We start from the raw sequence: 23,894 nt of genomic DNA on the forward strand, positions 1-23,894 counted from the left end.
TGCATGCATGGAGAAATATATTCTCCAAAAACCTTGTATAAAATAAAAAAATTGAAAAAAATAATTTACCAAGATAGAGATATTGATAGTGAAGATTTTAAGAAAAGATATGAATATCTTTTAAAAAAATTAGGTGATGGTGATAATCAAATTATTTGAATAAATTTCTTAATAAAGCAAGAAAGAAATAATAGAAAGGAGAATAAATAATGAATAAAGAAGTATGTTGTGAAGATTGTTGTGTATGTGATAAAAAACATGATTTATTTACTTGCGAAAAAAACTGCTGAGAAATGTATGTGAACATTGTTATCAAGGTGATAAAGAACATAGAAATAAAGTTGATGAAATTAATAAATCAAGACATAAAAATTGTATTAATAAAGAAAGATTTATGCAATATCTTAAAAACACATATCGCTTAAACGGATATTATGAAGAAGTTTATAAACCAATTAAAACCAGAATTAAAGACCGGTGATTTGATAATGACTAATTATTTACTTTCAATTGACCCAAGTATTAAAAATACTGGATTTACTTTATGAAAAAAAGTTTATTTACATGATAAATATGATTTTTGAAATTGAAAACCAATATTTGTTAAAAGTTATAATTTAAAAGAATATGATGGACAAAGAAAATTTTATTGAGATATAAAAGTTAATGATAATGAATTGGATTTAATTATTGAACGTGGTACTTTTAATTCAAAAAATGGTATTGGTTATGAAACTCAAGAACATTTACGTGGTTTTATTGCAGGACAATTTAATAAATTATTAACAAAAGATATGTTAATAAGTCCAAGTGAATGAAAGAAATGATATGAACGTTATGACCCACCTATTTTTTGATTAAGACCTTGAGATAAAGAACTAAGTATATATGTTGCTGAAGAAATTATTAAAGAAATAATTGAAATATAAAAATATCAAATCATGATGAAGCAGATAGTTTATTAATTGGTTGATATTATTTAAATAAGGAGAATAAATAATGAATAAAGAAAAATTACTTAAATATATGAAAGATATAATTAAATGAACTAAAAAAATTAATTATACAAACTCTGATTTGGACAAAAATATTTTAAATTTATTAATTGAAAAAATAGAAAAAGGTGAATTTGATAATGACTAAATTAACAGATTTATTTGGTCAAGATAAAATAGAAATATTTTCACCAAATCCCAAAGATTTAACAGATAGTAATGATATAAAAGCAATTATTTTATGAAAATATCCTAATGTTATTGCTGAATATTTAGTTGTTTCTCAACCACATGCAAATACTGCTATTTTAGTTGGTGATAACGTTCACTATACAGGTTGAGTTGAAGTGTTTATTAAACCAAAAAATGAAGGAGTAAATGAAAATGCCAAATGACACGAATGTACAATCAAATAACTATACTTTATTAAAAATAATAAGAATTGGAATAAGTCCATTATCAGCAATGATTGGTACAAGTGCTTATTATGGTCAAATTATTGGTAATCCAGTATTAGGAAGTATTAATGCTTTATTATTTAGTAAAAAGTTAGGAATTGATATATGAAACTTAAATCAAATGCCAAGTACTAAAAAGAAAATATTAAATTCAAGTAAAAAAAATATTATTAGGTTTAGGAACTATTGGTTTAATTAATTATGCAAAATTTACAAAAATCAATCCTAATCCTGAACCACCACCTTGATTAACAACTACTACCACAGAAACACCACCATGACCATTATTATTAACTAATGATAATAAACAACAAATGGATTGAGATACATATATTAGTTTAAGTACTTATGGTATATCAAATCTAATTGGTGGGTTAAGTGAACTAATACCTAATAGATTTGAAGTAATAAGAAAAATATGTAATATGGCAACTAGTGGATGTCTAATTTCAAGTGGTGTAGCTATGGGTATAAATAATGATTTTAATAATGCTTATGCAGTACCAACAATAGTTGCTGGTGCAAGTGAAATTATACATAATTTATTACCTATGGAAACTACAAATTATAATCAAGAAATGCAAGAAACATCATTTACAAATGAAACAAGAAGATTAATTAATAGTGATGCTATTAGTAATAATAGTGGAAGTAGTGATGTTTTATATGAAAGACCAACTACATATGATAGTTTATAAAGGAGATGATAACTAATGAATAAAGAAAAATTGATTGAATATTATAACAATGAAATTCAGACATATAAAGAAAGAATGGAACAATTAAATAAAGAAATATCTTTATTGGTAACTATTATAAGTAATTCAAAATCAATGATTGAAAGAATTAATAATGGTCAATTTGACGAATAATTAAAAATAAATAATTGAAAGGAAATAATTGAAAATGAAAGAATTTTTACATGAATTAATTATTATTGGAACAAGTGTAGGAACATTAATTTGTAGAGAATTAATTGTTTGATTGAAAAGATTTATTACAACTCCAAAACATATTAGAAGAAATAATAAAGTGATGAAACATCAAAAAAAATTAGCAAAACTTAATGAAAAAATTAATGGAAAAGAAAATAAATAATAAAGGTGTGATTTAAATGTTAGAAAATGAAACTAATGTTGAACAAAATACTGAACCTTTAATTGAAAATAATAATTTACAACAAGAGCAAGAAATTAAGATTGTTGAATTAGAAAATAAGTTAAATAAACTTAATCAAGAAATTAAAGAAAAAGAAATAATTAATATATTTAAAAAATATCAAGTTAAAAAAGAATTTTATGAATTTTTAAAATTTAAAACAAGTAATATAGAAAATTCAAAAATTGAAGAAACTATTAAAAAAATGATTAAAGAACAACCACTATTTAAAGAACCAATTAATACAGGTGGTAAACAAGAAACAATATTAACAAATCAAGAAACTTCAATAAAAAGTAGTTTATTAGATTATAAAAAGAAAAATAATTTATAAAAGAAAGGAAAATTTAAAATGCCAAATCCAGTGCCATTTAAACAAAATTTAGATAATACTACAAAATTAGTAGAAACACCTGAATTTATAGAATTTTATAAACAATCAAATAGTCCATGAGCAAGTTTTTTTCCAATTGAAATGGTTAATTCTACAAAAATTGAATTTATAGTTAAAAAACCAAAAGACCCAACATTCAAAATACTTCATTGAAATGATAAAAGTAAAGGATTAGAAGTTGGTTATGTTGATACTGATAAAATTATTAAAGAAATTACAAAAGAAGCTAGTACAGGAGAAATGATTGGTGAAGTTGATTTATTTGCAGATAATGGGCAAAATTTACTAGAAAGTATGCAATATGAAGTTGCTAATGATTTAGCAGATTATTTAGCAAATAATGATACAAATACAATTGCTAAATCTGCCAAAAAAGTAATCATTACTGATACAACACCAGTAGGATATTTAAAATCAATGTTATCAGCATGAAATACTTTATTTCAATTAAGAAATAGTAATAATTGTAAATTTTTTATAACAAATAGTCTTTATGATACTTTAGTTTATTTAGCAGATAATAAAGGTTTAATTACTGATAATCAACTAGCACAACAATTAAGATTAAATGGAACAAATTTATATATTAAAGGTGTATTATGTCAAATTGTTATGGATGATTATATGACATTTAAAAATACTGAAAATAAAAATCAAATTATGAATTTTGTTTTAGCAACACCAAAAGCAATGAAAAGATATATGTTACAACAAACTAGTATATATGTTGAAGATATTAAAGATGGTAAAGTTCCAAAAAGATATTTAGTTGGTGGACAAGTAACAGGAGAATCTATTCCTTATATGTCAAACTCAGAAACAGAATCAAGATGAATGTTATGTGGTATTGTTAATAAAAAATATTTAAGTGAAGAAATTACAACATTAACAACTAATATTACTGCTGATACTACTAAAAAGAATAAATTATTAGATACAACAATTAAAAATACAACTGAACTAAATAATTTAAATCCAAATTTAACAACTCCAATTATTAATTATTTTAGTGATGCCCAAGGTCAAGTGGATGTAAGTAATCAAAACCAAAAAGCAGGAGATTTATATGTAGTAATCACTACTAATGACACTGATAAAAATTATCAAGGTTCAACAAATCCTATAAAAATAACTCTTAAATAAGGATAATTATTATGCCAATTGGTACAACTAGTACAGCAATACTTTTAAACATAAATAAACCAAAACATACTAGAACAAGTCAACAACAAGAACATAAAAGTTGATGATGAGAAATTTTAGAAATGATTGGTGTACAAGTAATAGCAGTAGCACTTGCTCCTTTTACTGGTGGATTAAGTGAAAGTTTAGCACTTGGTTTAGGTGCAAGTGATTTACTTGCTAGTATTAGTGCTGTTGGTGTAGAGTTTTTAACTGATTTTACTATTAATCAAGTTTATGATTATTTAAAAGGAAATGTTACACCATTAAATACTTTTTTTAATATATTACCTGCATTTGCTGGACTTAATAGAATTAGTCGTGGTTATCGTACAACTAAATTTATTAGTTTAGCAGAAAAAACTAAAACATTAGAACAAATTGGCATTAAAAAAGCAAAAAATTTACAAGAAATCATTAGTCAAGTAAGTGGAAAAGAAATTTTAACAGATAAAATTATTGGAAATAAACGTTATTTATTTAATTATAACCATGCTCCAAATCGCGAAACAATAATACAAAATTTAGGTTTTGTTGCTGAAAGACAATATAAAAATAATTTTGCAAAATTAGAAGTACAAGAATTAAAAAATTATTTATTATTACAAAATGAATTAATAAAGTTAAGTCCACAGTTAACTCCTAAATTTAAAATTAAAGATATTGATAAAGCAAACAATTTTTTACAAAAATATAATACTGATTTAAAAGAAGTATTAAAAATGAACCAACATGACTGATTAAATTTAGTTCATACAATACATGCAGAAAATAGATATGGAAAATCTTTAATTTTAGATTTACAAAAAATTCGTGCTAATGCAATTAAATTTAATTTTAAAAATAGTTCAATTCATAAATTAGTATTAAAAGCAAATCAAACTTTTAAATATTTTGATATTAAATTTTATTTTAAAAAAGGTTTAAATAAATTTTGAAAAGATACTTCATATTTTGAAAAAATAAGAATAAATATTTATAAATTACAAGAGAAATTCGAAAAATTAGAAAAACAAGCATTTGAAAAAATTAATAAATTAAAAGAAAAAACAATTGATGTATTTACAAGTGCTGAAAAGAAAGCAATTAAACATGCACAATTAATTCCATTAAATTCACCAGTATTTATGGCTTGTAAAATTCAACCTTTATCATTAGATAAATGTGGAATTACTATTTATCATCGTAATCCTAAATATAAACCAATTGTAGTTATTGATAGTATTATCAAAGCAGAAACTTTTGTTATTCAAATACATCCATTTCATTGATATAGATGATATAGCGGTTGATATATTGGATATGGAGTTAGTCAAAATAAATGATTAAAAAGTATTGCTTTTGCTCTACCAGTTGTACAACAAATGATTAAAGATAGTTTTAAAATTTATAGGCAAATATTAAGGACAATTAGAACTTATCATAAAGTAGTTAATGTTATTAATAATCCTATTGATAATGTCAATAAATCATTTAAAAGGGTGGGTTTAAAATTATCAGTTAATACTGTATTTGGTACTGGATTGTTAAGACATTTAGAAAAATTTGCATATAATCAAGTTGTAAAAAAAGGAAATAAAAAATTACAAAAAGAAATTATACATATATCACATAGAAAAACTAAATCAAAAACCAAACGTTATAAAAAAGCATTTTTTAAGGAATGATAAAATATGATTAATAAACTTTGAACTGGTGTCAGTTTAGAAAATTATAATAACTGATATCCATTAACTGGAACAATTACAGAAACACCACGACAATATATAAATACATGACCAAATGTTGATGATTGATTTAAAACATTTGCTATTCGTGCTCAAAATGATATTAATGCTTATCTTGATTTTATTTTATCTAAATTTCCTTTTGATAGTTTTAAAGATGAATTAATTAAAGAAACTTTAAGAGATATGGTTTATGTTATGGTTGAACATTGAGTATTTAATCGTACACCAATTGAATTTAATGTTGATGCTACTATTCAATTTAATAATGGTAATCAATTTAGTGCAAGTAGTACTCCTACGATTAATATTTGAGATTTAGCACCTAGTAGAATGAAAATATGAGCAAGATTAACAGAATTAAAACAAATATTTTCAAATTATAATAATGATGAAATAGATGTTGAAAAAATTGACTTAAAAGCATTTTATACTAGAAACCAAGTTAATGAATTAATTCAAGAACAAAAAGAATTTACATTATCAAAGCAAATAAAATTATATGATGATACCATTAATGGTAATAAAAATGAAACATATAGGGGACCAGTTACAAATTTAATAAATAAAGGTTATGTTGCAACAGAATATGACTCAAAAACTGAAACTATGATTTTAGATTGACCTAATGAAATTGGAACATTACCACCTGATGTTTTACAAAACAATCCACAAATTGGTGATTATACACATGCACCAACTTGTGATTTTTCTGCTAAACAACAAAAACTAATTACTACAAATGAAAATGAAATTACCAAATTAAATAGTGAATTAATTAAAACAAACGAAAATATTAATGATGTTAAAAATAATTGATTTAATATTGAAACTAGTCCCTTATGAAAAAAAGTTGAAAATAATAATATAGAAATATTTAAATGATATTTTATTAAAATCAGTTATCAATATTCAACAGAAAATAACTTTATGAAATTTTATAAAGTAATTAAAATTTATTTAAATAATGTTTTTAACGAATTTGAATTGTTAAATGTTGATTCCATGACTTATGGAGAACAAATACAAAATAAAAATATTTTAAATATTGGAACTATTTACTATAACAATAAAAAGAAACAATTTAGTGGTGGTGGTAATTCTTATCCTGAACTTGGAAAAATTAATTTAATTGGTGATATAGAAGAAATATATCAATATCAAGGAATAGATACACCAACTGAATTTATAGCAGAAGAAAATACTGAACATGATTATTATACAAAACTAGAAACAAATCAATTATTAGATAAAAAACAAGATAAGTTAATTGCTGGTGAAAATATTAAAATTGATGAAAATAATAAAATTAGTGCTACTTGCGGGAAAACTGATTTAACTGATTATTATAAAAAAGAAGAAGTAGATAAAAAATTAGACAATAAAATGGATAAAGACCAATTCAAATATGCTTTTTCTATAAATACTATTGGTACTGAAATTCCTAATTTAGAAACTACTGATAAAACTGTTGCTGGTGCTATTAATGAAATTATCAAAAAACAACCACAACCAATTCCAATTCCTCCAAGTAGTTCAATTTGAAAAGAAGTAGGAATAAGAGAAAAAAATAAATGAGATAATTGACAAATTACTTATGATTTTATAGTTAATAAAAGATATAAAGTTTATTATTCTTGAAATATATATAATAATGTTTTTGCAATTAAAGAATTTATTATAACTAATACAAAAATAGCAGGTGTACCAATAGAAGTTTTTAACAATAATACTAATGTCTTAGTTTTATCAGTACAACACTCAAAATTTATTACTATTTATTCTTTAAAAGGTAGCGATAAAGGTAATACATGAAAAGTAGAAGAATTACAGGAATAAAATTATGATTTGAAAAATTATAAAAATTATTTTAAGTTTAATTGGAGTTTTATTATCTTCTGCTGTTGCTGGTTTAATTATATTTATTATAGTAAAAATTGTCTTAAAAATTAATCAAATATTTTAGAAAGGAGAAAAAAATGAAACCTTTTTGACCAAGAAAAGATAAAACAAATATTAATAATAATGAAGAAAAATCTAAATTAATTTTTTTAGAAAATAAAAGTACACACACTTCTATTTTAAGTTATTTTGGTTTTAATGATTTTAATCATGAGACTTATTTTACTGATTTTGTTGCTGAAAATAATGCTAATTTATATAATGCTCCATTGGATATTAATAATGAAACTATTAAACAATATTTAATTAAACAAGAATTTTATAGAAAGAATTGAAATTCTATTTTTAAATTAAGCAAATTAGGAATTAGTGGTTATTTAATTTATATTGCTAATGATGATTTTTATTTTCAAGTAGTAGATATACAGCAAAGAATTTATGATATTACTGGTAAATTAATTCAATGTACTATTTTTTATGATAGTTATCAACAAAATGCACAAACAGTAAGATTATTTGAAGTTTATAAATTAAATAATGAACAAGTAACTATTAATCGTGCAATTTATAGTATTAGTGATAATAAAAAACAATTTCCTTTACCTTTTAAAGAATATAGTAATAATCCTAATTTAGAACAAGAACAAACATTAAATATTAATTATATTCCAATAGCAATTATGAGAAATAAAGCAAATGAGTTAGCAGATTGTAATAAAGTAATGGATAAAATTAAAGCATTAGATGTTATTTATGAACAAATTGTTTTAGATACTATTTTAAATTCACCAAAGTTTATTTTTGACCAAACTTATGGTAATGCTAAATCTACAATGGATGAAGCCGTAAGAACATTAGTTACTAACAACTATATTTGAAAAACTACTGGTGATAATAATGAAAAAAGTGAAAATATTAATATGACAAGTAGTAATTTTAAAGGTAAAAATTTAACTGATATATATGATTGAAATATTAATGAAATATTTAAACGTTGTGGTATTCATATACCAAGTCAAAAGAAATCAGCACAACAATCGGTTCCCGAAAGTACAGCGGTAAATATTTCAACTATTAATTATATTGAACAAAAATTATGACAATTTAATATTGATATTCTTAAATTTATTCAAATATTAGTACGTTTAGATAAAGATTTATTAAATAGTAAAACATTTAATATTAATGATGAACAAGAAATTAATAACTTAACAGTTAAATTAAAATTATTTAATCCAGAAAATAACCAATTAATAGGAGAAAACAATGGAAAACAACAACAAACCACAAACGAAGTTTCCACAGAAACAAACTAAACTTAATCAAGCAGAAATAGAAAATGATTATTTAATTGATAATATTCCTTATGATTTTACTAATATGATGAGTGCTACTAGTGACCCTGATATTAATAGAGCATACGATGAATTTAAAAAAAGAAAAATTTATATTTATGAAATTGAACGTTTATTTAAAAATCATGAAAATAATAGTTTAAGATTTTCAGCAAATACTATTAAAATAGGTTTTATTGATATTGATAAAGTATTAAAAACTACTGCTGTTGAAACATCTGATTTTACTATGCAATTAAATCAAAGAGCAAGTACTAATATTAATGACAATACAATTGAATATAGTATGACTAATATTAAAAATTTAATATTTCAAGAAATAAATTTATTAAATCAATTTAAGTTATATGCAGTTAGTATAAATGAACCATTAACTGAAAATAATATTGATAATTTATATATTATTAATAATTATTCAGAACCTTATCAAAATCCAAAAACTAGAAGTACTAAAAGTATTACTATTATTAAAATTAAAGACTTTAAAACAAGAGATGGTTATCCAATTATTATTAAATTACAAAAACCACTAGATAAAGACACCAAAGTTATTGGTTTAAAAATTAAAGCACCTAGAAGCATGATTTTTGGCAATATAAAGGTACTTGGTGAAGTCGACAATATGGAGGTATACCCAAAGTTATTTGTCAAAGATAAGATAGCATTTCCGCTATTATCAATGCCTATTGAAACTCAACCAAAAGTTAGAATATTACAACAATGATTTAGTGAACAAATATTACCTTGAAATTTAGCAAAACAATTTATAGGACAAGAAAAATCAGTTTTAGATTTAATTGCTATTGGTGGTGGTAGAGAAACAAGAAAAGAAATTATTAATAATGCAAGAGTAACTAATGATAAAATTGGTTATGATGTTTCTAAAAATTCAAAAGTATGACCATTATCTGATGAACTAGAATTAAAAGATAAAAAATTAGAGTCATGATTTTTAGTAAGTGACTATAATTTATTTATTTCTACAACAAATAAATTTCATGATGTTGAACTAGAAATAAAAGATAGACCACCAATTGATAGTTTACAAAAAGTATTATTAGATATGTTAACTTATACATATACTTATAATAGAAACTTTGATGGTGCATCATTAAGTAATGTTTTAAAAGAAATGAATGATTTAGATAAAATTCGTGCTAAGTTTGAAGGACAAAAACCAAATGAAGTTATTACTAATTTATTTAAACAATGAGAATTAGATTATCCTAACTATACAAATTTACCAAAAGTTAAAATATTAAAACAAATAGTTATAATGCTATCAAAAAATATTTATTCAACCATGTCTATTAATAACGGTTTAAATGATGACTATAAATTATTATTACCTTATTATTTTGAATTAAAATCAAATCCTATACATTCTACACCTGATAAGATTTGAGAATTTAAAGATATAAAAGTAGTATTAAAATCTGCATATTTTGATTTTACAGATATCAATAACATTAAACTAAAAAACAATGACATTAGTCAAAATGAATTATTGAAATTAGATGATAATCAATTTAACTGACTATCCATAACTAATGAATTAGAAAGCAATAATATACCATCATTAATTCCGGCAGATTGAACATTAGGTAATGGTGAATATGGAAAATATTTTACAAGATTAATTATTAATAAAAATAAAACCGAAAATGCTTTAAATTTATATGGTTCAAATAAATCACAATTATTTTCTAAATTAGAATTTTATAAAGAAGTTTTACAAATTGACAATAATAGTGAATTTGAATTACAAATTGAAAATCCAATTAATAACTTAAATCGAATTGAAGTTAGCGGACTATTTGGTGCTGGTAATTATGATTTAATTTTAGTAACAAATAAACAAGAAATAAATTTAAATAATATTAATTTATTTGATAAATATAATGAAAATATTTCTTATATAAATTTAGAAATTTAATTATCAAAATATCCATCTGGATAAATACCATCTCATTTTACTGCATCATCAGTTAATTTATTTGATGCTCAGTAAAGAGTAATTTTATGTTTATTACTTACTGGTCTTGCTCAAATAGTTGCCCCCCAGTGTGCTTCATGGTCGTAATCATAAAAATATGTTAATTGATTATTTTTATTATATGAAACTATTCCTAAGATTAAACCGGTAACACCAGTTATTACAGCAAATGATAATGATATTTTTTGAAAATTTGTTTTTATTCATATTTTCATAATAAATATCTCCTTTTTTCCTTGATTTTACTTTTAAATTGTACTATTTTTGATTATTTTTACAAGTATGCTTTTAAAAGCAAAATAACGCCTAAATTAAAGGTGTTTATTTTTTGATACCTATAATATTAATTGTATTGCGCTTATTTATTATATTGCAAATGTGAAGATACTTTTTTTTACAGTAGCATTATTTTTACCCCTAATTACATTTTTATATGGATATAATGCATAAAATAATGCATCATAAGGGTCTTGATACATATTTTTGTCAGGAATGTTAGTTTTGGTTTGGTCATAACGTAATTCTTCTAAACATTGAGTTGTTTTTGGTAAATCATCTTTATTTGCATAAAAGTTTCCATAAATCATAATATTTCTCATTCAAACTACTCTATTAGTTAATCCGGCTTCTTGATTTAAATTTGAAGCATGTTTAATAGCGGTTTGTGTTATTAAAATAGTATTGTGTTCATCAATTAATTTTTGATTTAATCAATCCATTGCTGTTCTTGCTTTATCATCATAAAAATAAATTGCTTGTTCAAAATTTTCAAAATTATCCATTAATCCTAAAATTTCATTAACATAAGCATTAATTTTTTCATTTTCATTTATAAAATCATTTGGAGTAACTACTAATTCACAAATAATATAAGCATCATAATAACCAGTATTATTATATTCTTTAAAACCAACTACCATAAATACAGTATGGTCTTTTGGTCCCGTAGCTCAATCAATACCAACACTATAAAAATCAAATTTATACATTTCTTTTTCTTGATTATAAAATTGTTTTAAATCATATGATTGTCAATATTTTACTGTTTTTTGAAATGGGAAAATTGTTGCATCGCTATCTAAAAATTCAAAACCATAATAAACAGTATTATATTCATCTGGATTACTTTTTTCCATTTCTAATAATGTTCTTTGTTGAATGTCAGGTAATTTATTTCAAAATGGTTGAATAGTAAATCTTAAAACAAATAAACCTAAACCACTAAACATATCTTTATTTTCATAATAAACTTTACCAACTTTTTTAAGATTTTTCATGACTTCATCATTTAATGGTAAAAATGGTGTACAGTATTTTAAATAAAATGGATGATATTTATCATAAGGATTACATGTAAAAGTAATGAAAAAACTTTTATAAAAATAACGAGTAATCTTTTGTCCAAAGGTAGAACTATATATATTTTTATCAATAAATGTTCAACTTCACTCTTTAATAGGTTTATTTGATACTTTAATACGATTACTTCTAAACATAGAGTTTTGTAAACGTTCATATCGATATGTTAATTGTTTTTCAGTTAATGTTTCTTTTTCTTCTGCCATAATAATTTCATCTGTTCTTGAACCTAAAAAACTTGACCCACCTGCTTCTTTTCCAAAAATCTTATTACCATTAGCATAACCAATAAAGTCAATTTGTTGATTACTTGGAAAGATAATACATCCCCCATCCTTAGTAATTTTTCATTTAATGCCATGTGGATTATTAGGTAATAAATTAATATTATATGTATCTAATAAAACTTGACAAACATTCATTAAAGCACCAATTGTAGTTTCACTATGAGTATTTTCATATCTTCTTACTTCTTGAACACTACTATCTCTAAAATTACAACATATAAATAAATCAAATGCTAAACAGTTTCAAGTTTTTCTTGTTCCACGTGCTGTTGGAACAAAACGATAAAAACAATTAGTAGTAAAATATTCTGCTCATTCATCACCAACAAATTCTTTAAAAATATCTCAACTAAAACCATAATTATTATCACTAAAATTAAGATTATATTTTTTATTTAATTGTCCATAACTACTAATAAAAGCCATATTTACTCCTTATTTTTAAAAAAAAATTAAACTTAAATTATTAACAAACAAAAATTAGAAAGGAACATTAAAAATGTTTATATTACCATTCGCAAATCATTTTGATTGAGACAAACATGATTTTAATCAAGATGAATTAAGTTTAAAACAAACAGAAGAATTATTTGCAAAAATAGATGATTATTTATGAAGTATATGTGATAAATCTGAATATAAATCATATAGATTTAGACAACGAAAATTAAAAGCAAAAAAAGGTTTATTAACTTATAAGCGACGTATTTGTACACATTATAACACAAAAACACAAAAAATGGAGTACGTATCATTATTAGATAATTATCTTGGTGTTAAAAAATATAGTAAACTTGCACCTAACGTTATTAAACAAATTTTAAAATATTTTGCTGATGGTAAAAAGTATCGTGATGTTTGTGATACTTTTATTGAAGATTTAATAAGTAATAGTACAGTTTGTAGAACATATCAAAAATTTGAATTACCAAAAGCAAATATTCCCAAAATACCATTACAACCAAATCAAAATTTATATGTAAATATTGATGATGGTCATCGAAAATTTAAGTTTAATGAAAAACACAATACTAAAAATTGTAAAAAATGTTCGATGAGATTAATAGTAATGTGTACTGGTAAAAAGAAAAATGGAAAATTAATTAATAAAAGAGCTGTATGTAAAATAAGAGTTTCAAAAACAGAAATTGGTGCTGAAAAAACCGCAAAATTAATAGAAAAATATGGTAATTTATTTTTTGAAAACTTTGACCAAGCAAATTTAATAGTTTGTGGAGATAGTGCAAAATGAATTAGAAAAACTGCTACAATTTTAAATGCTAAATTTATTTTAGATAAATTTCATGCTTTTCATGTTTTATTTCTTGGTATAATGGCAGGAAGAAGAAAAAATCAAATTGCTAAATTACACTATCAAAATGCAATAAATTTATTTGCCAAAGGTCAATATTATGAATTAATTGATTTTTTACAATCATTAACTTTACAATATAAAAAATTAAAAGTTGGTTATTTTATTAATGCAAAAGATGGTGTATTAAACCAAGCATTAGTTGAAAATATTGGTTGCTTTACTGAAACTAATATTAAACAAATTTTAAAGCATATGATTGGTGATAGAACTTATAACATTGATATGTATACAAAAATGGTTAATTTTAAATGTTATCAAATAAATACAATTATCCAGTTATTATAAATTAAAACTTAAATTTGCTGAATTATACTTGTAAGTGCAAGTAAATAAAATTGCAAAAAATTCTCATATAAAAATTTCATAATGCTAAATTTAGTTTAGAAAAAAGTAAGGAGTTTTTATATGAGTTATAAACATCTTGGCATAGATGAAAGGATTTATATTGAGAATCAATTGAAATTGAAATTTAAAATTAGTGAAATAGCTAAAAATCTTAATCGAAGTATTAGTACTATTATTCGAGAAATTAATAGAAATAAAGATAATAATCATTATTTTTCATTAATTGCACAAAATAAAGCTGAAAATCGAAAACAATCACATATTAGTTTTCATAAGTTTAAAAATAAGAATTTAGTAAAATATGTACAACAAAAATTACTATTAGGTTGATCACCTGAACAAATTTATGGCAGAATTAAAAATTTTCATAAAGAGTGAGTTATTAGTTTTAAAACAATTTATACTTGAATTTATTTTGGAATGCTTGATAAAGTTACTAGTAAAAATTTAAGAAGAAAAGGTAAAAAACGAAAATCTAAAGAAAATCGTGGCAAGTTTAATGGTAAATCAATTAAAGAACGAGATATAAATGTTAATGATCGTATAACACTTGGTCATTGAGAAGGAGATACTATAGTATCATCACGAGGTAAAAGCAAATCATGTTTAATAACTTTAGTTGAAAGAGTATCACGATTTACTTTAGCAATATTAGTTAAAAACAGAACTACTAAAGTTATTAATAAAAATGTCAGTTATTATTTATCAATTCTTCCTAAAAACATTGTTAAAACTATTACTTTTGATCGTGGCAAAGAATTTTCAAATTGACAACAACTTGAAAAAAATTTAGATGTAAAAATTTATTTTGCCAATCCATATTCACCTTGACAAAGAGGTACTAATGAAAATACTAATGGTTTAATTAGAGAAAAATTTCCTAAAAAATTTATTTTTTCAAAAACTAATAAAAATGAAGTTCATAAATTTATATTGTCTTTCAATCAAAGACCGAGAAAAATACTAAATTATCTTTCACCAATCGAATATTTGGATAGAAAAATAATTTAGTTGCACTTACCTTTACAATTTAGCAAATAAATAAAAATAAAATAAAACTTATTAAAGAAAACTTTAATAAGAATTTTTGAGTTATAAAAGTAAGTATTATTGTTGACTAATATTTTTGAAGTGTTAAGATTAACTTACAATTGCATATTGAAGTCTAAATTATTCTCGTCTAAACTTATAATTTAAAGACAAATTTGAATATTATTGACAACATCGGTACGCTCCCAAACTTTTTTTAATAATATTGGTAATAATATTGAATCATTTTATAACGGTATTACTTCATTTTTTTTAGGAATTGAAAATTTAATTAAAATTATGCCCTATGCAATTGGTGGAGTAATTGGATCAGTTATAGCATTTAAGATTTATAAAGCAAGAAAGTCAATGTTAAAAAATGAAAGAATAAGAAAAATGATGAATTATACTTGTAAGTGCAAGTGCTAAATTGTAAAGGTAAGTGCAACTAAATTATTTTTATATCCAAATATTCGATTGGTGAAAGATAATTTAGTATTTTTCTCGGTCTTTGATTGAAAGACAATATAAATTTATGAACTTCATTTTTATTAGTTTTTGAAAAAATAAATTTTTTAGGAAATTTTTCTCTAATTAAACCATTAGTATTTTCATTAGTACCTCTTTGTCAAGGTGAATATGGATTGGCAAAATAAATTTTTACATCTAAATTTTTTTCAAGTTGTTGTCAATTTGAAAATTCTTTGCCACGATCAAAAGTAATAGTTTTAACAATGTTTTTAGGAAGAATTGATAAATAATAACTGACATTTTTATTAATAACTTTAGTAGTTCTGTTTTTAACTAATATTGCTAAAGTAAATCGTGATACTCTTTCAACTAAAGTTATTAAACATGATTTGCTTTTACCTCGTGATGATACTATAGTATCTCCTTCCCAATGACCAAGTGTTATACGATCATTAACATTTATATCTCGTTCTTTAATTGATTTACCATTAAACTTGCCACGATTTTCTTTAGATTTTCGTTTTTTACCTTTTCTTCTTAAATTTTTACTAGTAACTTTATCAAGCATTCCAAAATAAATTCAAGTATAAATTGTTTTAAAACTAATAACTCACTCTTTATGAAAATTTTTAATTCTGCCATAAATTTGTTTAGGTGATCAACCTAATAGTAATTTTTGTTGTACATATTTTACTAAATTCTTATTTTTAAACTTATGAAAACTAATATGTGATTGTTTTCGATTTTCAGCTTTATTTTGTGCAATTAATGAAAAATAATGATTATTATCTTTATTTCTATTAATTTCTCGAATAATAGCACTAATACTTCGATTAAGATTTTTAGCTATTTCACTAATTTTAAATTTCAATTTCAATTGATTCTCAATATAAATCCTTTCATCTATGCCAAGATGTTTATAACTCATATAAAAACTCCTTACTTTTTTCTAAACTAAATTTAGCATTATGAAATTTTTATATGAGAATTTTTTGCAATTTTATTTACTTGCACTTACAAGTATAATTCAGCAATTCAGCAAATTAAAAACTAAGTTTTAATAAAACTTAGTTTTTTTAAATATACAAATTTTTTATTTATTATAATTTGGTGCTTCTTTTGTTAGTTCAACATCATGAGGATGTGATTCTCTTAAACCAGCACTTGAAATTTTTACAAATTTAGAATCTTGGATTAAAGATAAAATATTTTTAGCACCAACATAACCCATACCACTTCTAATACCGCCAACTAATTGAAAAACAACATCTTGTACTTTTCCTTTAAAAGGCACGCGTGCTTCAATTCCTTCTGGCACTAATTTTTTAATTCCTTTTTGAAAATAACGATCACTACTACCACGTTTCATGGCAACTAATGAACCCATACCAACATAATTTTTATATTTTTTACCATTGACAATAATTTCCTCACCTGGTGATTCTTCTGTTCCAGCTAAAATGCTACCTAACATTACACAATTGCTACCAGCAGCAATTGCTTTTACAATATCACCAGAATATTTAATACCACCATCAGCAATGACAGTTACGTTTTTATTTTTTGCTCAATTATAAACATCATTAATAGCAGTAATTTGTGGCACACCAACTCCTGCTATTATTCTAGTAGTACAAATGCTACCAGGACCAACACCAACTTTAATACAATTTGCGCCAGCTTCATAAAGTGCTTGTGCTCCAGCTGCAGTACAAATATTTCCAGCAATAATATCTAATTTTGGATAAGTTTTACGAATTATTTTAACTGTTTTTAAAATCCCTAAACTATGACCATGTGCTGAATCAACAACTAATACATCAACTTTTGCTTTAACTAATGCCTCAACTCTTGCTAAAGTGTCTTCACCAGCACCAACAGCAGCACCAACTCTTAATCGTCCTTGATCATCTTTACAAGCATTTGGATAATCAATAGCTTTATCAATATCTTTTGTTGTAATTAAACCAATCAATTTATTATTTGAACCAACAATTGGTAGTTTTTCAATTTTATTTTTTAACATAACTTGTTTTGCTTGTTCGATTGTTGTTGTTTTATCAAAAACAATTAAATTTTTGGTAGTCATAATATTTTTAACTAATGCATTATCATTATCAAGATATTTTAAATCACGATTAGTAACAATTCCAATTAGTTGATTTTCTTCATTTACAACAGGCAATCCAGAAATTCGATAAGTACTCATAATTGATTTTGCTTCACTAATTAAAGTTTGAACACCAATAGTAATTGGATCAGTAATAAAACCTGACTCATTTCTTTTCACTTTTTGTACTTCTAAAGCTTGTTCAGCAATTGATAAATTTTTATGAATAATGCCAATACCACCAACTCTTGCCATGACAATTGCTAGATCAGATTCAGTAACTGTATCCATAGCAGCAGATAAAATTGGAATATTTAATTCAATTTTATTTGTTAATTTAGTTTTTAAAGAAACTTGATTTGGTAAAACTTCTGAATATCCTGGAACTAATAATACATCATCAAAAGTAATTCCTTCACATATTATTTTTTGATTTAAATCTTTATTCATAGTTTACTCCCATTCTATAGTACCTGGTGGCTTTGATGTAATATCATAAACTACTCTATTAACACCATCTACTTTATTAATAATCTCATTTGCAACTTCATCTAGAAATTCTCATGGCAAGAGTGAACTTGTTGCTGTCATAAAGTCAATTGTATTAACACTTCTTAAACTAACAACATAATCATAAGTGCGATTATCACCCATTACGCCCACAGTTTTAACTGGTAGCAAAGTGGCAAATGCTTGTGATACTTGATTATATATATTTTTTTCTTTCAATTTGGTAATAAAAATATGATCAACTTCTTGTAAAATTAAACATTTTTCTTTTGTTACTTCTTCTATAACTCTAACTCCTAAGCCAGGACCAGGGAAAGGATGACGATTAATTAATGTTTCAGGTAATCCAAGTTTTAAACCAATTTCTCTTACTTCATCTTTAAATAAGGTTTTTAATGGTTCTAACAATTTAAATTGTAAATCATCAGGTAAACCACCAACATTATGATGAGTTTTAATTGTTTTTGAACTTGCATGTTTACTTGAAGATTCAATAATATCCGGATAAATTGTTCCTTGTGCTAAAAAATCAGCCGTTTTAAATTTTCTTGCTGCTGTTGTAAATACATCAATAAATTGTTTACCAATAATTTTTCTTTTTTCTTCAGCATTTTTAACACCTTTTAAAGCAGTAAAAAAATGTTTACTTGCATCAATCATTTCAAGATTAAGTTTAAAATTTTGTTTATAAATTTCCATGACATCAATTGCTTCATTTTTTCTCAATAAACCTGTATCAACAAAAATGCAAGTTAACTGTTTACCAATTGCCTTAGAAATAATGGCAGCGGCAACTGAAGAATCAACTCCACCACTTAAACCTAAAATAACTTGTTTATCTTGGACTTTATTTTTAATTTCTGAAATTTGATTACTAATAAAATCATCTAAACTTCAATCTTTTGTACAATTTGCTATTGTAAATAAAAAATTTTCGATTATTCGCTTACCAAATTCTGAATGGGTAACTTCAGCATGAAATTGGATACCATAAATTGGTTTAGTCAAATGTGCAATTGCTGAAATTGAAGAATCAGAATGAGCTATTTGTATAAAATCTTTTGGAATTTTTGTTACATGATCAGCATGACTCATTCATACTTTTGATTGATTAGCAACTTTTTTAAATAATTTATTATTTGGTTGATCAAGATATAAAATGGATTTTCCAAATTCTTGTTCATCTGCCAATTCTACTTTCCCTTTAAAATGATTTGTTAATAATTGCATGCCATAACAAACTCCTAAAATGGCAACTGGTAAATTAAAAATCGCTTGATCAATTTTATAAGCATTTTGTAAATAAACACTTGATGGTCCACCAGATAAAATAATTGCTTTTAAGTTGGGATATGTTTTTATTTTTTGATAACTAATATTAAAAGATAAAACTTCAGTATAAACATTTGCTTTTCTTACTCTTCTTGCTAATAATTGTGTATATTGACTTCCAAAATCTAAAATCAATACTTGTGTATTTATCATTTTTTTTCCTCCAAATATAATAGTAATTAAATCATTTTTTAACAAAAAATAAAATAGATTACAGTAATAATTATTTTATGATAGATTTTAATTTCTTTAAAATATAATTAAAAATATTGATATTAATGATAAGAGCATATGAAAAAGAGTAATCATTTATTAATGATTACTATTAAAAGTTAAAATATAATTTAAAGAAATTAAGTTGTAACTGATCTGGCTTCATTTTCATGAATTTTAATTCGTTCTAATTCTGTTTCGGGTTCATTAAGTAAATATTTTATTGCTTCTTCTTCAGTCATTGGTATGAATTCTTGATCTAATTGATTTTGATAATCTAAATTTGATGCTAAACGCATTTTTAATTTTGGTTGATAATAAATAAAATATCAAATAACAGCAATTACAATAAACATTCAAAACATTAAGAATTCAATAATAACAGCTATTAATACTTCCCCTCTTTTATTAATCATGTCATTAATCATACCATAGTTAAAAACAACAAACTGACTAAGTAAAAATAAACCACAAGCAACAAAAACAATTCATTCTCAAATTTGAATTTTAATTTGTTTACGATAACCCATAACACACGTGGCAGCTAACACAAAAATATATACAGCAATAGTAATGTTAGTAGAAAATCCTAGTACTGTATTAAAATCAAAAGGTGCACCAATTAAATCTGGGATTATTAACATAATAATACAAGCAATAATAGTAATAATTAAATTAGCTGTACTAGCACGCATTGCAATATTTTCTTTATTTAATTTGGCTAATTTTTCGGTAATATATCCTTCTTTGCCTAATGGTTGAATCATACCACCAGAATATAAAGAATTTTGCATAGCACCATTTAATTTCAATGATAAAGTAGAAATAACTAGTACAATCATACCAGTAATACCAGCAATTCCTGATAAACATTATTTGGATTATATTCATTAGTAGCTCCAGATCAACCATTTTGGCCATTTGTACCGTCAATAGTAATGGCACCAAATACTAATACTGATACAGCTAAATAAAAAATAGTTGATAATAATAAAACTATTAAAATACCTTTACCAAAGTTTTTGGTTGGATTTTTAACATTTTTTCCAAAAACAATAAAAGTTTCAAAACCAATAAAGAAATAGAAGAAGCCACTAAATGCATTATTAATTTTTGGTAAAGTTAAATTAATGTTTTTTGTTCCTTCAGCCGCTTGTGAAAATGCTAAACCTTTATTAGTTACTACCAAAATAATAGCACAAACAATGCTGAATTATACTTGCACTTACAAGTATAATTCAGCAAATAATAAGATTTATTAAAATATTAATTTTTCTAAAGTTATTTCAAAATAAAAAATAATTGGCAATTTAGCACCAATTTTAAAATGTTATTAGGAAAATTAAATTAAAATAAATCTTAATTCTAATTTTATACTTGAAAAAATTAATATGTAATAAAAAATTTCTTATAAAAAAATATTTTTTTATAAGAAATTTTTTAACAATACTTAAAAATGTCCAAAAAATAGACATTTTTAATAAAAATAAATTTATACAAATTTTTTAATAGCAATATGATTAGAACTAATAATTCTAATACCACCATGATTTTTATGAAAAGCAACTTGAATTTTATCACCAATTAATTTAGTAATCATACCTTTTCCAAAAATTTCATGAATAATTATATCTCCAACATTTCAATTATTAGTTATTTCAACCTTATCTTTATTATCAGCTTTATAGTAATTAAATTTAGAATGATTACGATTTTGATAAGTTGCTGCCATTTCTTGGTGTTCGTTATTAATGATTTTTAAATATTTAAGATCTAAATCTTTTAAGAAACGAGATGGTTGTTTCATACGATCCAAGATATATGAATATCCACTGGCACTAGATAAAAATAATCATTTTTTTGCCCTAGTAATTGAAACATAAAAAAGTCGTCGTTCTTCTTCAATTTTATCTAAGTTTTCTATACTAAATTTACCTATTCCAGGTAAAATACATTCATTAATGCCAACTATAAAAACAACATCAAATTCTAGACCTTTAGCACTGTGAATTGTCATTAAGTTAACGGCTTTATTAGTACTATTTTCATCTAAATCAGTATATAAACTTACTTCTTGTAAAAATGACGTTAATAATTCTTCGCCTTGTAATTCATTATTAATACTATCATATTCAAGCAATTGTTCTAATAATTGTTGAACATTTTCAATTCTTTCGTTTTCAAGATTATCTTCTAGTTTTTTTAAATAATTAGTTTTATTTAATAAATTTTCAACCATGTTATGTAAAGAGGTAACATCTTTGATATTAGTTTGCATCTCATTAATTAAATTAATTAAAGGTTGTAAATGTTGACGATAATTTTTTGGTAATCCATACTGAAATTTAAATAAGTATTCATTTAAAGTTAGTAATTGTTCATTAGCAAGTAATAATAAGTTATCAATAGTTTTTGGTCCAATTTTAGGTGTTGCATTTAAAATTCTAATCATTGATATATTATCATTTCAAACAATAATTTTTAAATATGCCAAAATGTCTTTAATCTCTTTACGTTCAAAAAATTTATAACCACCAAAAATTTTATAATTTATATTATTATTAATCAAAGCTTGTTCTAAATCTTTTGATAAATAATTATTACGATAAAGAATAGCAATTTTATTCAAATCTAAATGATATTTTAAATTAATTTTTTTAACAGTTGTTGCAACTCAATGTGCTTCTTGATCACTACTACTAGCATGATACATAACAATATCATTACCAAGATCATTTTTAGTAAACAGTTCTTTTTCAATACGTTGAACATTATTTTTAATTAAACTATTAGCTGTATTTAAAATCTTAGTTGTTGAACGATAATTTTGATTTAAAATAAATGTTTTTGTATTAGGAAATTGTTTAGTAAAATTCAATATTAAATTAATATTTGCTCCTCTTCAACTATAAATAGTTTGATCAGGATCACCAACTACAGTAATATTTTTATGATTTTTAGCAAGTGATAATAAAATATTATATTGAATATCATTAGTGTCTTGAAATTCATCAACTAAAATAAAATCAAATTTCTTTTCTCATTTTGTTAAAATATGTGGAAATTCTTTAAATAGACGTTCAACTAATAATAATAAATCATCAAAATCTAAACATGAATTAATAAATTGATATTTTTTATACGATTCAAAAACTTTGATACGTAAAATTCACTCATCTTGATTTTGATAATCAGCTAATAATTGATCTTGAGAAAGATAATTATTTTTTCAGTTAGAAATATTAGAACTTAATAATCTTAACTCCTGCAATTCAGCTTTATGTGAAAATTCTTTTTGAAAAATATCTTTTAATATTTTTCGTTGATCTTCTTGATCAATAATATTAAAATTATTATTAATATTTAAATGATGAATATCTCTTCTTAATATTTTGGCACATAATGCATGATAAGTAACAATATTAACATTAATGTTAGTATCATTTAAAAGTTGCATTATTCGTTCTTTCATTTCACGTGCTGCTTTATTAGTAAAAGTTAATGCCAATATTTTTTCACTAGCAATTTTAATTACATTAATTAAGTAAGCAATCTTATATGTTATAACCCGCGTCTTTCCAACTCCAGCCCCCGCAATAATACGACATGGGCCATCAACATTAATAATTGCTTGTAGTTGTTGTTCATTTAGATTTTCTAAAAGTTTTGTTTTATCCATGTTATTTATCCTTAAGT

At 23.4% G+C, this 23,894-nt stretch carries 27 protein-coding genes; 19 read left to right on the top strand and 8 right to left on the bottom strand.

The genetic code is table 4. The features are described 5' to 3' along the window. The first annotated feature begins 3 nt into the window (after window positions 1–3). From AAHM79_RS03680 to AAHM79_RS03755, 16 genes are all read left to right on the top strand, one after another. The gene (locus tag AAHM79_RS03680; protein ID WP_342257316.1) at window positions 4–210 is read left to right on the top strand and encodes a hypothetical protein; all 207 of its coding nucleotides are present in this window, start codon (window positions 4–6) and stop codon (window positions 208–210) included. Window positions 211–271: 61 nt separating this feature from the next. After that, the gene (locus AAHM79_RS03685) at window positions 272–496 is read left to right on the top strand and encodes a hypothetical protein (RefSeq protein WP_342257317.1); all 225 of its coding nucleotides are present in this window, start codon (window positions 272–274) and stop codon (window positions 494–496) included. Then, the gene (locus tag AAHM79_RS03690; protein WP_342257318.1) at window positions 435–929 is read left to right on the top strand and encodes a hypothetical protein; all 495 of its coding nucleotides are present in this window, start codon (window positions 435–437) and stop codon (window positions 927–929) included. Before AAHM79_RS03685 ends, AAHM79_RS03690 begins: the two co-directional genes overlap by 62 nt. Window positions 930–999: 70 nt before the next feature. Then, entirely contained in the window at window positions 1,000–1,143 is a 144-nt protein-coding gene (locus AAHM79_RS03695; protein WP_338957559.1) for a hypothetical protein, read from the top strand. Continuing rightward, complete coding sequence (locus tag AAHM79_RS03700) at window positions 1,136–1,411, top strand: hypothetical protein (RefSeq protein WP_338957557.1); 276 nt, start codon at window positions 1,136–1,138, stop codon at window positions 1,409–1,411. The genes AAHM79_RS03695 and AAHM79_RS03700 overlap by 8 nt, the downstream gene beginning before the upstream one ends. Further along, window positions 1,380–1,652, top strand: a complete 273-nt coding sequence (locus tag AAHM79_RS03705; RefSeq protein ID WP_342257221.1) for a hypothetical protein — start codon at window positions 1,380–1,382, stop codon at window positions 1,650–1,652. The genes AAHM79_RS03700 and AAHM79_RS03705 overlap by 32 nt, the downstream gene beginning before the upstream one ends. Before the next feature lie 115 nt (window positions 1,653–1,767). Next, window positions 1,768–2,151, top strand: coding sequence for a hypothetical protein (locus tag AAHM79_RS03710; RefSeq protein ID WP_342257220.1), 384 nt, complete (start codon window positions 1,768–1,770; stop codon window positions 2,149–2,151). Window positions 2,152–2,166: 15 nt separating this feature from the next. After that, window positions 2,167–2,325 (top strand): hypothetical protein, encoded by a 159-nt coding sequence (locus tag AAHM79_RS03715; RefSeq protein ID WP_338957552.1) that lies wholly within the window; start codon window positions 2,167–2,169, stop codon window positions 2,323–2,325. A gap of 34 nt (window positions 2,326–2,359) precedes the next feature. Beyond that, window positions 2,360–2,551: a hypothetical protein gene (locus AAHM79_RS03720; RefSeq protein ID WP_342257320.1), complete on the top strand. Its 192-nt coding sequence runs from the start codon at window positions 2,360–2,362 to the stop codon at window positions 2,549–2,551. A gap of 16 nt (window positions 2,552–2,567) precedes the next feature. Further along, entirely contained in the window at window positions 2,568–2,945 is a 378-nt protein-coding gene (locus AAHM79_RS03725) for a hypothetical protein (protein WP_342257219.1), read from the top strand. A gap of 18 nt (window positions 2,946–2,963) precedes the next feature. After that, the gene (locus AAHM79_RS03730; protein ID WP_338958609.1) at window positions 2,964–4,148 is read left to right on the top strand and encodes a hypothetical protein; all 1,185 of its coding nucleotides are present in this window, start codon (window positions 2,964–2,966) and stop codon (window positions 4,146–4,148) included. 11 nt (window positions 4,149–4,159) lie between these two features. Beyond that, window positions 4,160–5,857 carry a hypothetical protein gene (locus tag AAHM79_RS03735; protein ID WP_342257321.1) on the top strand — a complete coding sequence of 566 codons (1,698 nt, stop codon included), beginning with the start codon at window positions 4,160–4,162 and terminating at the stop codon, window positions 5,855–5,857. A gap of 3 nt (window positions 5,858–5,860) precedes the next feature. Continuing rightward, window positions 5,861–7,753: a hypothetical protein gene (locus AAHM79_RS03740; protein WP_342258152.1), complete on the top strand. Its 1,893-nt coding sequence runs from the start codon at window positions 5,861–5,863 to the stop codon at window positions 7,751–7,753. A 4-nt stretch (window positions 7,754–7,757) separates the two neighbouring features. Further along, window positions 7,758–7,880 (top strand): hypothetical protein, encoded by a 123-nt coding sequence (locus AAHM79_RS03745; protein WP_338957828.1) that lies wholly within the window; start codon window positions 7,758–7,760, stop codon window positions 7,878–7,880. Window positions 7,881–7,893: 13 nt separating this feature from the next. Further along, entirely contained in the window at window positions 7,894–9,132 is a 1,239-nt protein-coding gene (locus AAHM79_RS03750; RefSeq protein WP_342257210.1) for a hypothetical protein, read from the top strand. Next, window positions 9,083–11,107, top strand: a complete 2,025-nt coding sequence (locus AAHM79_RS03755; RefSeq protein ID WP_342258153.1) for a hypothetical protein — start codon at window positions 9,083–9,085, stop codon at window positions 11,105–11,107. Before AAHM79_RS03750 ends, AAHM79_RS03755 begins: the two co-directional genes overlap by 50 nt. On the opposite strand, the gene AAHM79_RS03760 is transcribed toward AAHM79_RS03755, so the two are convergent. Both AAHM79_RS03760 and AAHM79_RS03765 read right to left on the bottom strand, forming a co-directional pair. Then, window positions 11,104–11,382, bottom strand: coding sequence for a hypothetical protein (locus AAHM79_RS03760; RefSeq protein ID WP_342257212.1), 279 nt, complete (start codon window positions 11,380–11,382; stop codon window positions 11,104–11,106). The two genes, AAHM79_RS03755 and AAHM79_RS03760, sit on opposite strands and share 4 nt — an antisense overlap. A gap of 150 nt (window positions 11,383–11,532) precedes the next feature. Then, complete coding sequence (locus AAHM79_RS03765; RefSeq protein ID WP_342258154.1) at window positions 11,533–13,239, bottom strand: hypothetical protein; 1,707 nt, start codon at window positions 13,237–13,239, stop codon at window positions 11,533–11,535. A gap of 73 nt (window positions 13,240–13,312) precedes the next feature. Here AAHM79_RS03765 and AAHM79_RS03770 point away from each other — a divergent pair, with 73 nt between their 5' ends. The 3 genes from AAHM79_RS03770 to AAHM79_RS03780 all read left to right on the top strand — a co-directional run bounded on the left by AAHM79_RS03770 (window position 13,313) and on the right by AAHM79_RS03780 (window position 15,991). Then, complete coding sequence (locus AAHM79_RS03770; RefSeq protein ID WP_338957526.1) at window positions 13,313–14,473, top strand: Mbov_0401 family ICE element transposase-like protein; 1,161 nt, start codon at window positions 13,313–13,315, stop codon at window positions 14,471–14,473. Window positions 14,474–14,593: 120 nt separating this feature from the next. Beyond that, complete coding sequence (locus AAHM79_RS03775) at window positions 14,594–15,544, top strand: IS30 family transposase (RefSeq protein ID WP_342258155.1); 951 nt, start codon at window positions 14,594–14,596, stop codon at window positions 15,542–15,544. Between the two features lie 204 nt (window positions 15,545–15,748). Beyond that, window positions 15,749–15,991: a hypothetical protein gene (locus tag AAHM79_RS03780; RefSeq protein WP_342258156.1), complete on the top strand. Its 243-nt coding sequence runs from the start codon at window positions 15,749–15,751 to the stop codon at window positions 15,989–15,991. Window positions 15,992–16,010: 19 nt separating this feature from the next. Here AAHM79_RS03780 and AAHM79_RS03785 read toward each other — a convergent pair whose 3' ends face one another. From AAHM79_RS03785 to AAHM79_RS03810, 6 genes are all read right to left on the bottom strand, one after another. Continuing rightward, window positions 16,011–16,961 carry an IS30 family transposase gene (locus tag AAHM79_RS03785; RefSeq protein WP_342258157.1) on the bottom strand — a complete coding sequence of 317 codons (951 nt, stop codon included), beginning with the start codon at window positions 16,959–16,961 and terminating at the stop codon, window positions 16,011–16,013. A 165-nt stretch (window positions 16,962–17,126) separates the two neighbouring features. After that, on the bottom strand, window positions 17,127–18,593 hold the full coding sequence (guaB, locus tag AAHM79_RS03790) for an IMP dehydrogenase (RefSeq protein WP_342258158.1): 1,467 nt from the start codon (window positions 18,591–18,593) through the stop codon (window positions 17,127–17,129). A gap of 3 nt (window positions 18,594–18,596) precedes the next feature. Further along, window positions 18,597–20,138, bottom strand: a complete 1,542-nt coding sequence (gene guaA / locus AAHM79_RS03795; protein ID WP_342258159.1) for a glutamine-hydrolyzing GMP synthase — start codon at window positions 20,136–20,138, stop codon at window positions 18,597–18,599. A gap of 200 nt (window positions 20,139–20,338) precedes the next feature. Beyond that, window positions 20,339–21,040: a hypothetical protein gene (locus AAHM79_RS03800; protein ID WP_342258160.1), complete on the bottom strand. Its 702-nt coding sequence runs from the start codon at window positions 21,038–21,040 to the stop codon at window positions 20,339–20,341. Further along, window positions 21,028–21,387 (bottom strand): amino acid permease, encoded by a 360-nt coding sequence (locus AAHM79_RS03805; RefSeq protein WP_342258161.1) that lies wholly within the window; start codon window positions 21,385–21,387, stop codon window positions 21,028–21,030. Before AAHM79_RS03805 ends, AAHM79_RS03800 begins: the two co-directional genes overlap by 13 nt. Window positions 21,388–21,690: 303 nt before the next feature. Beyond that, a complete protein-coding gene (locus AAHM79_RS03810; RefSeq protein ID WP_342258162.1) occupies window positions 21,691–23,877 on the bottom strand; it encodes an ATP-dependent helicase in 2,187 nt (728 codons plus the stop codon). Window positions 23,878–23,894: the final 17 nt, after the last annotated feature.

This window comes from Spiroplasma endosymbiont of Nomada ruficornis, from assembly GCF_964030795.1.
Taxonomy (GTDB): Bacteria; Bacillota_I; Bacilli_A; order Mycoplasmatales; family VBWQ01; genus Spiroplasma_E; species Spiroplasma_E ixodetis_A.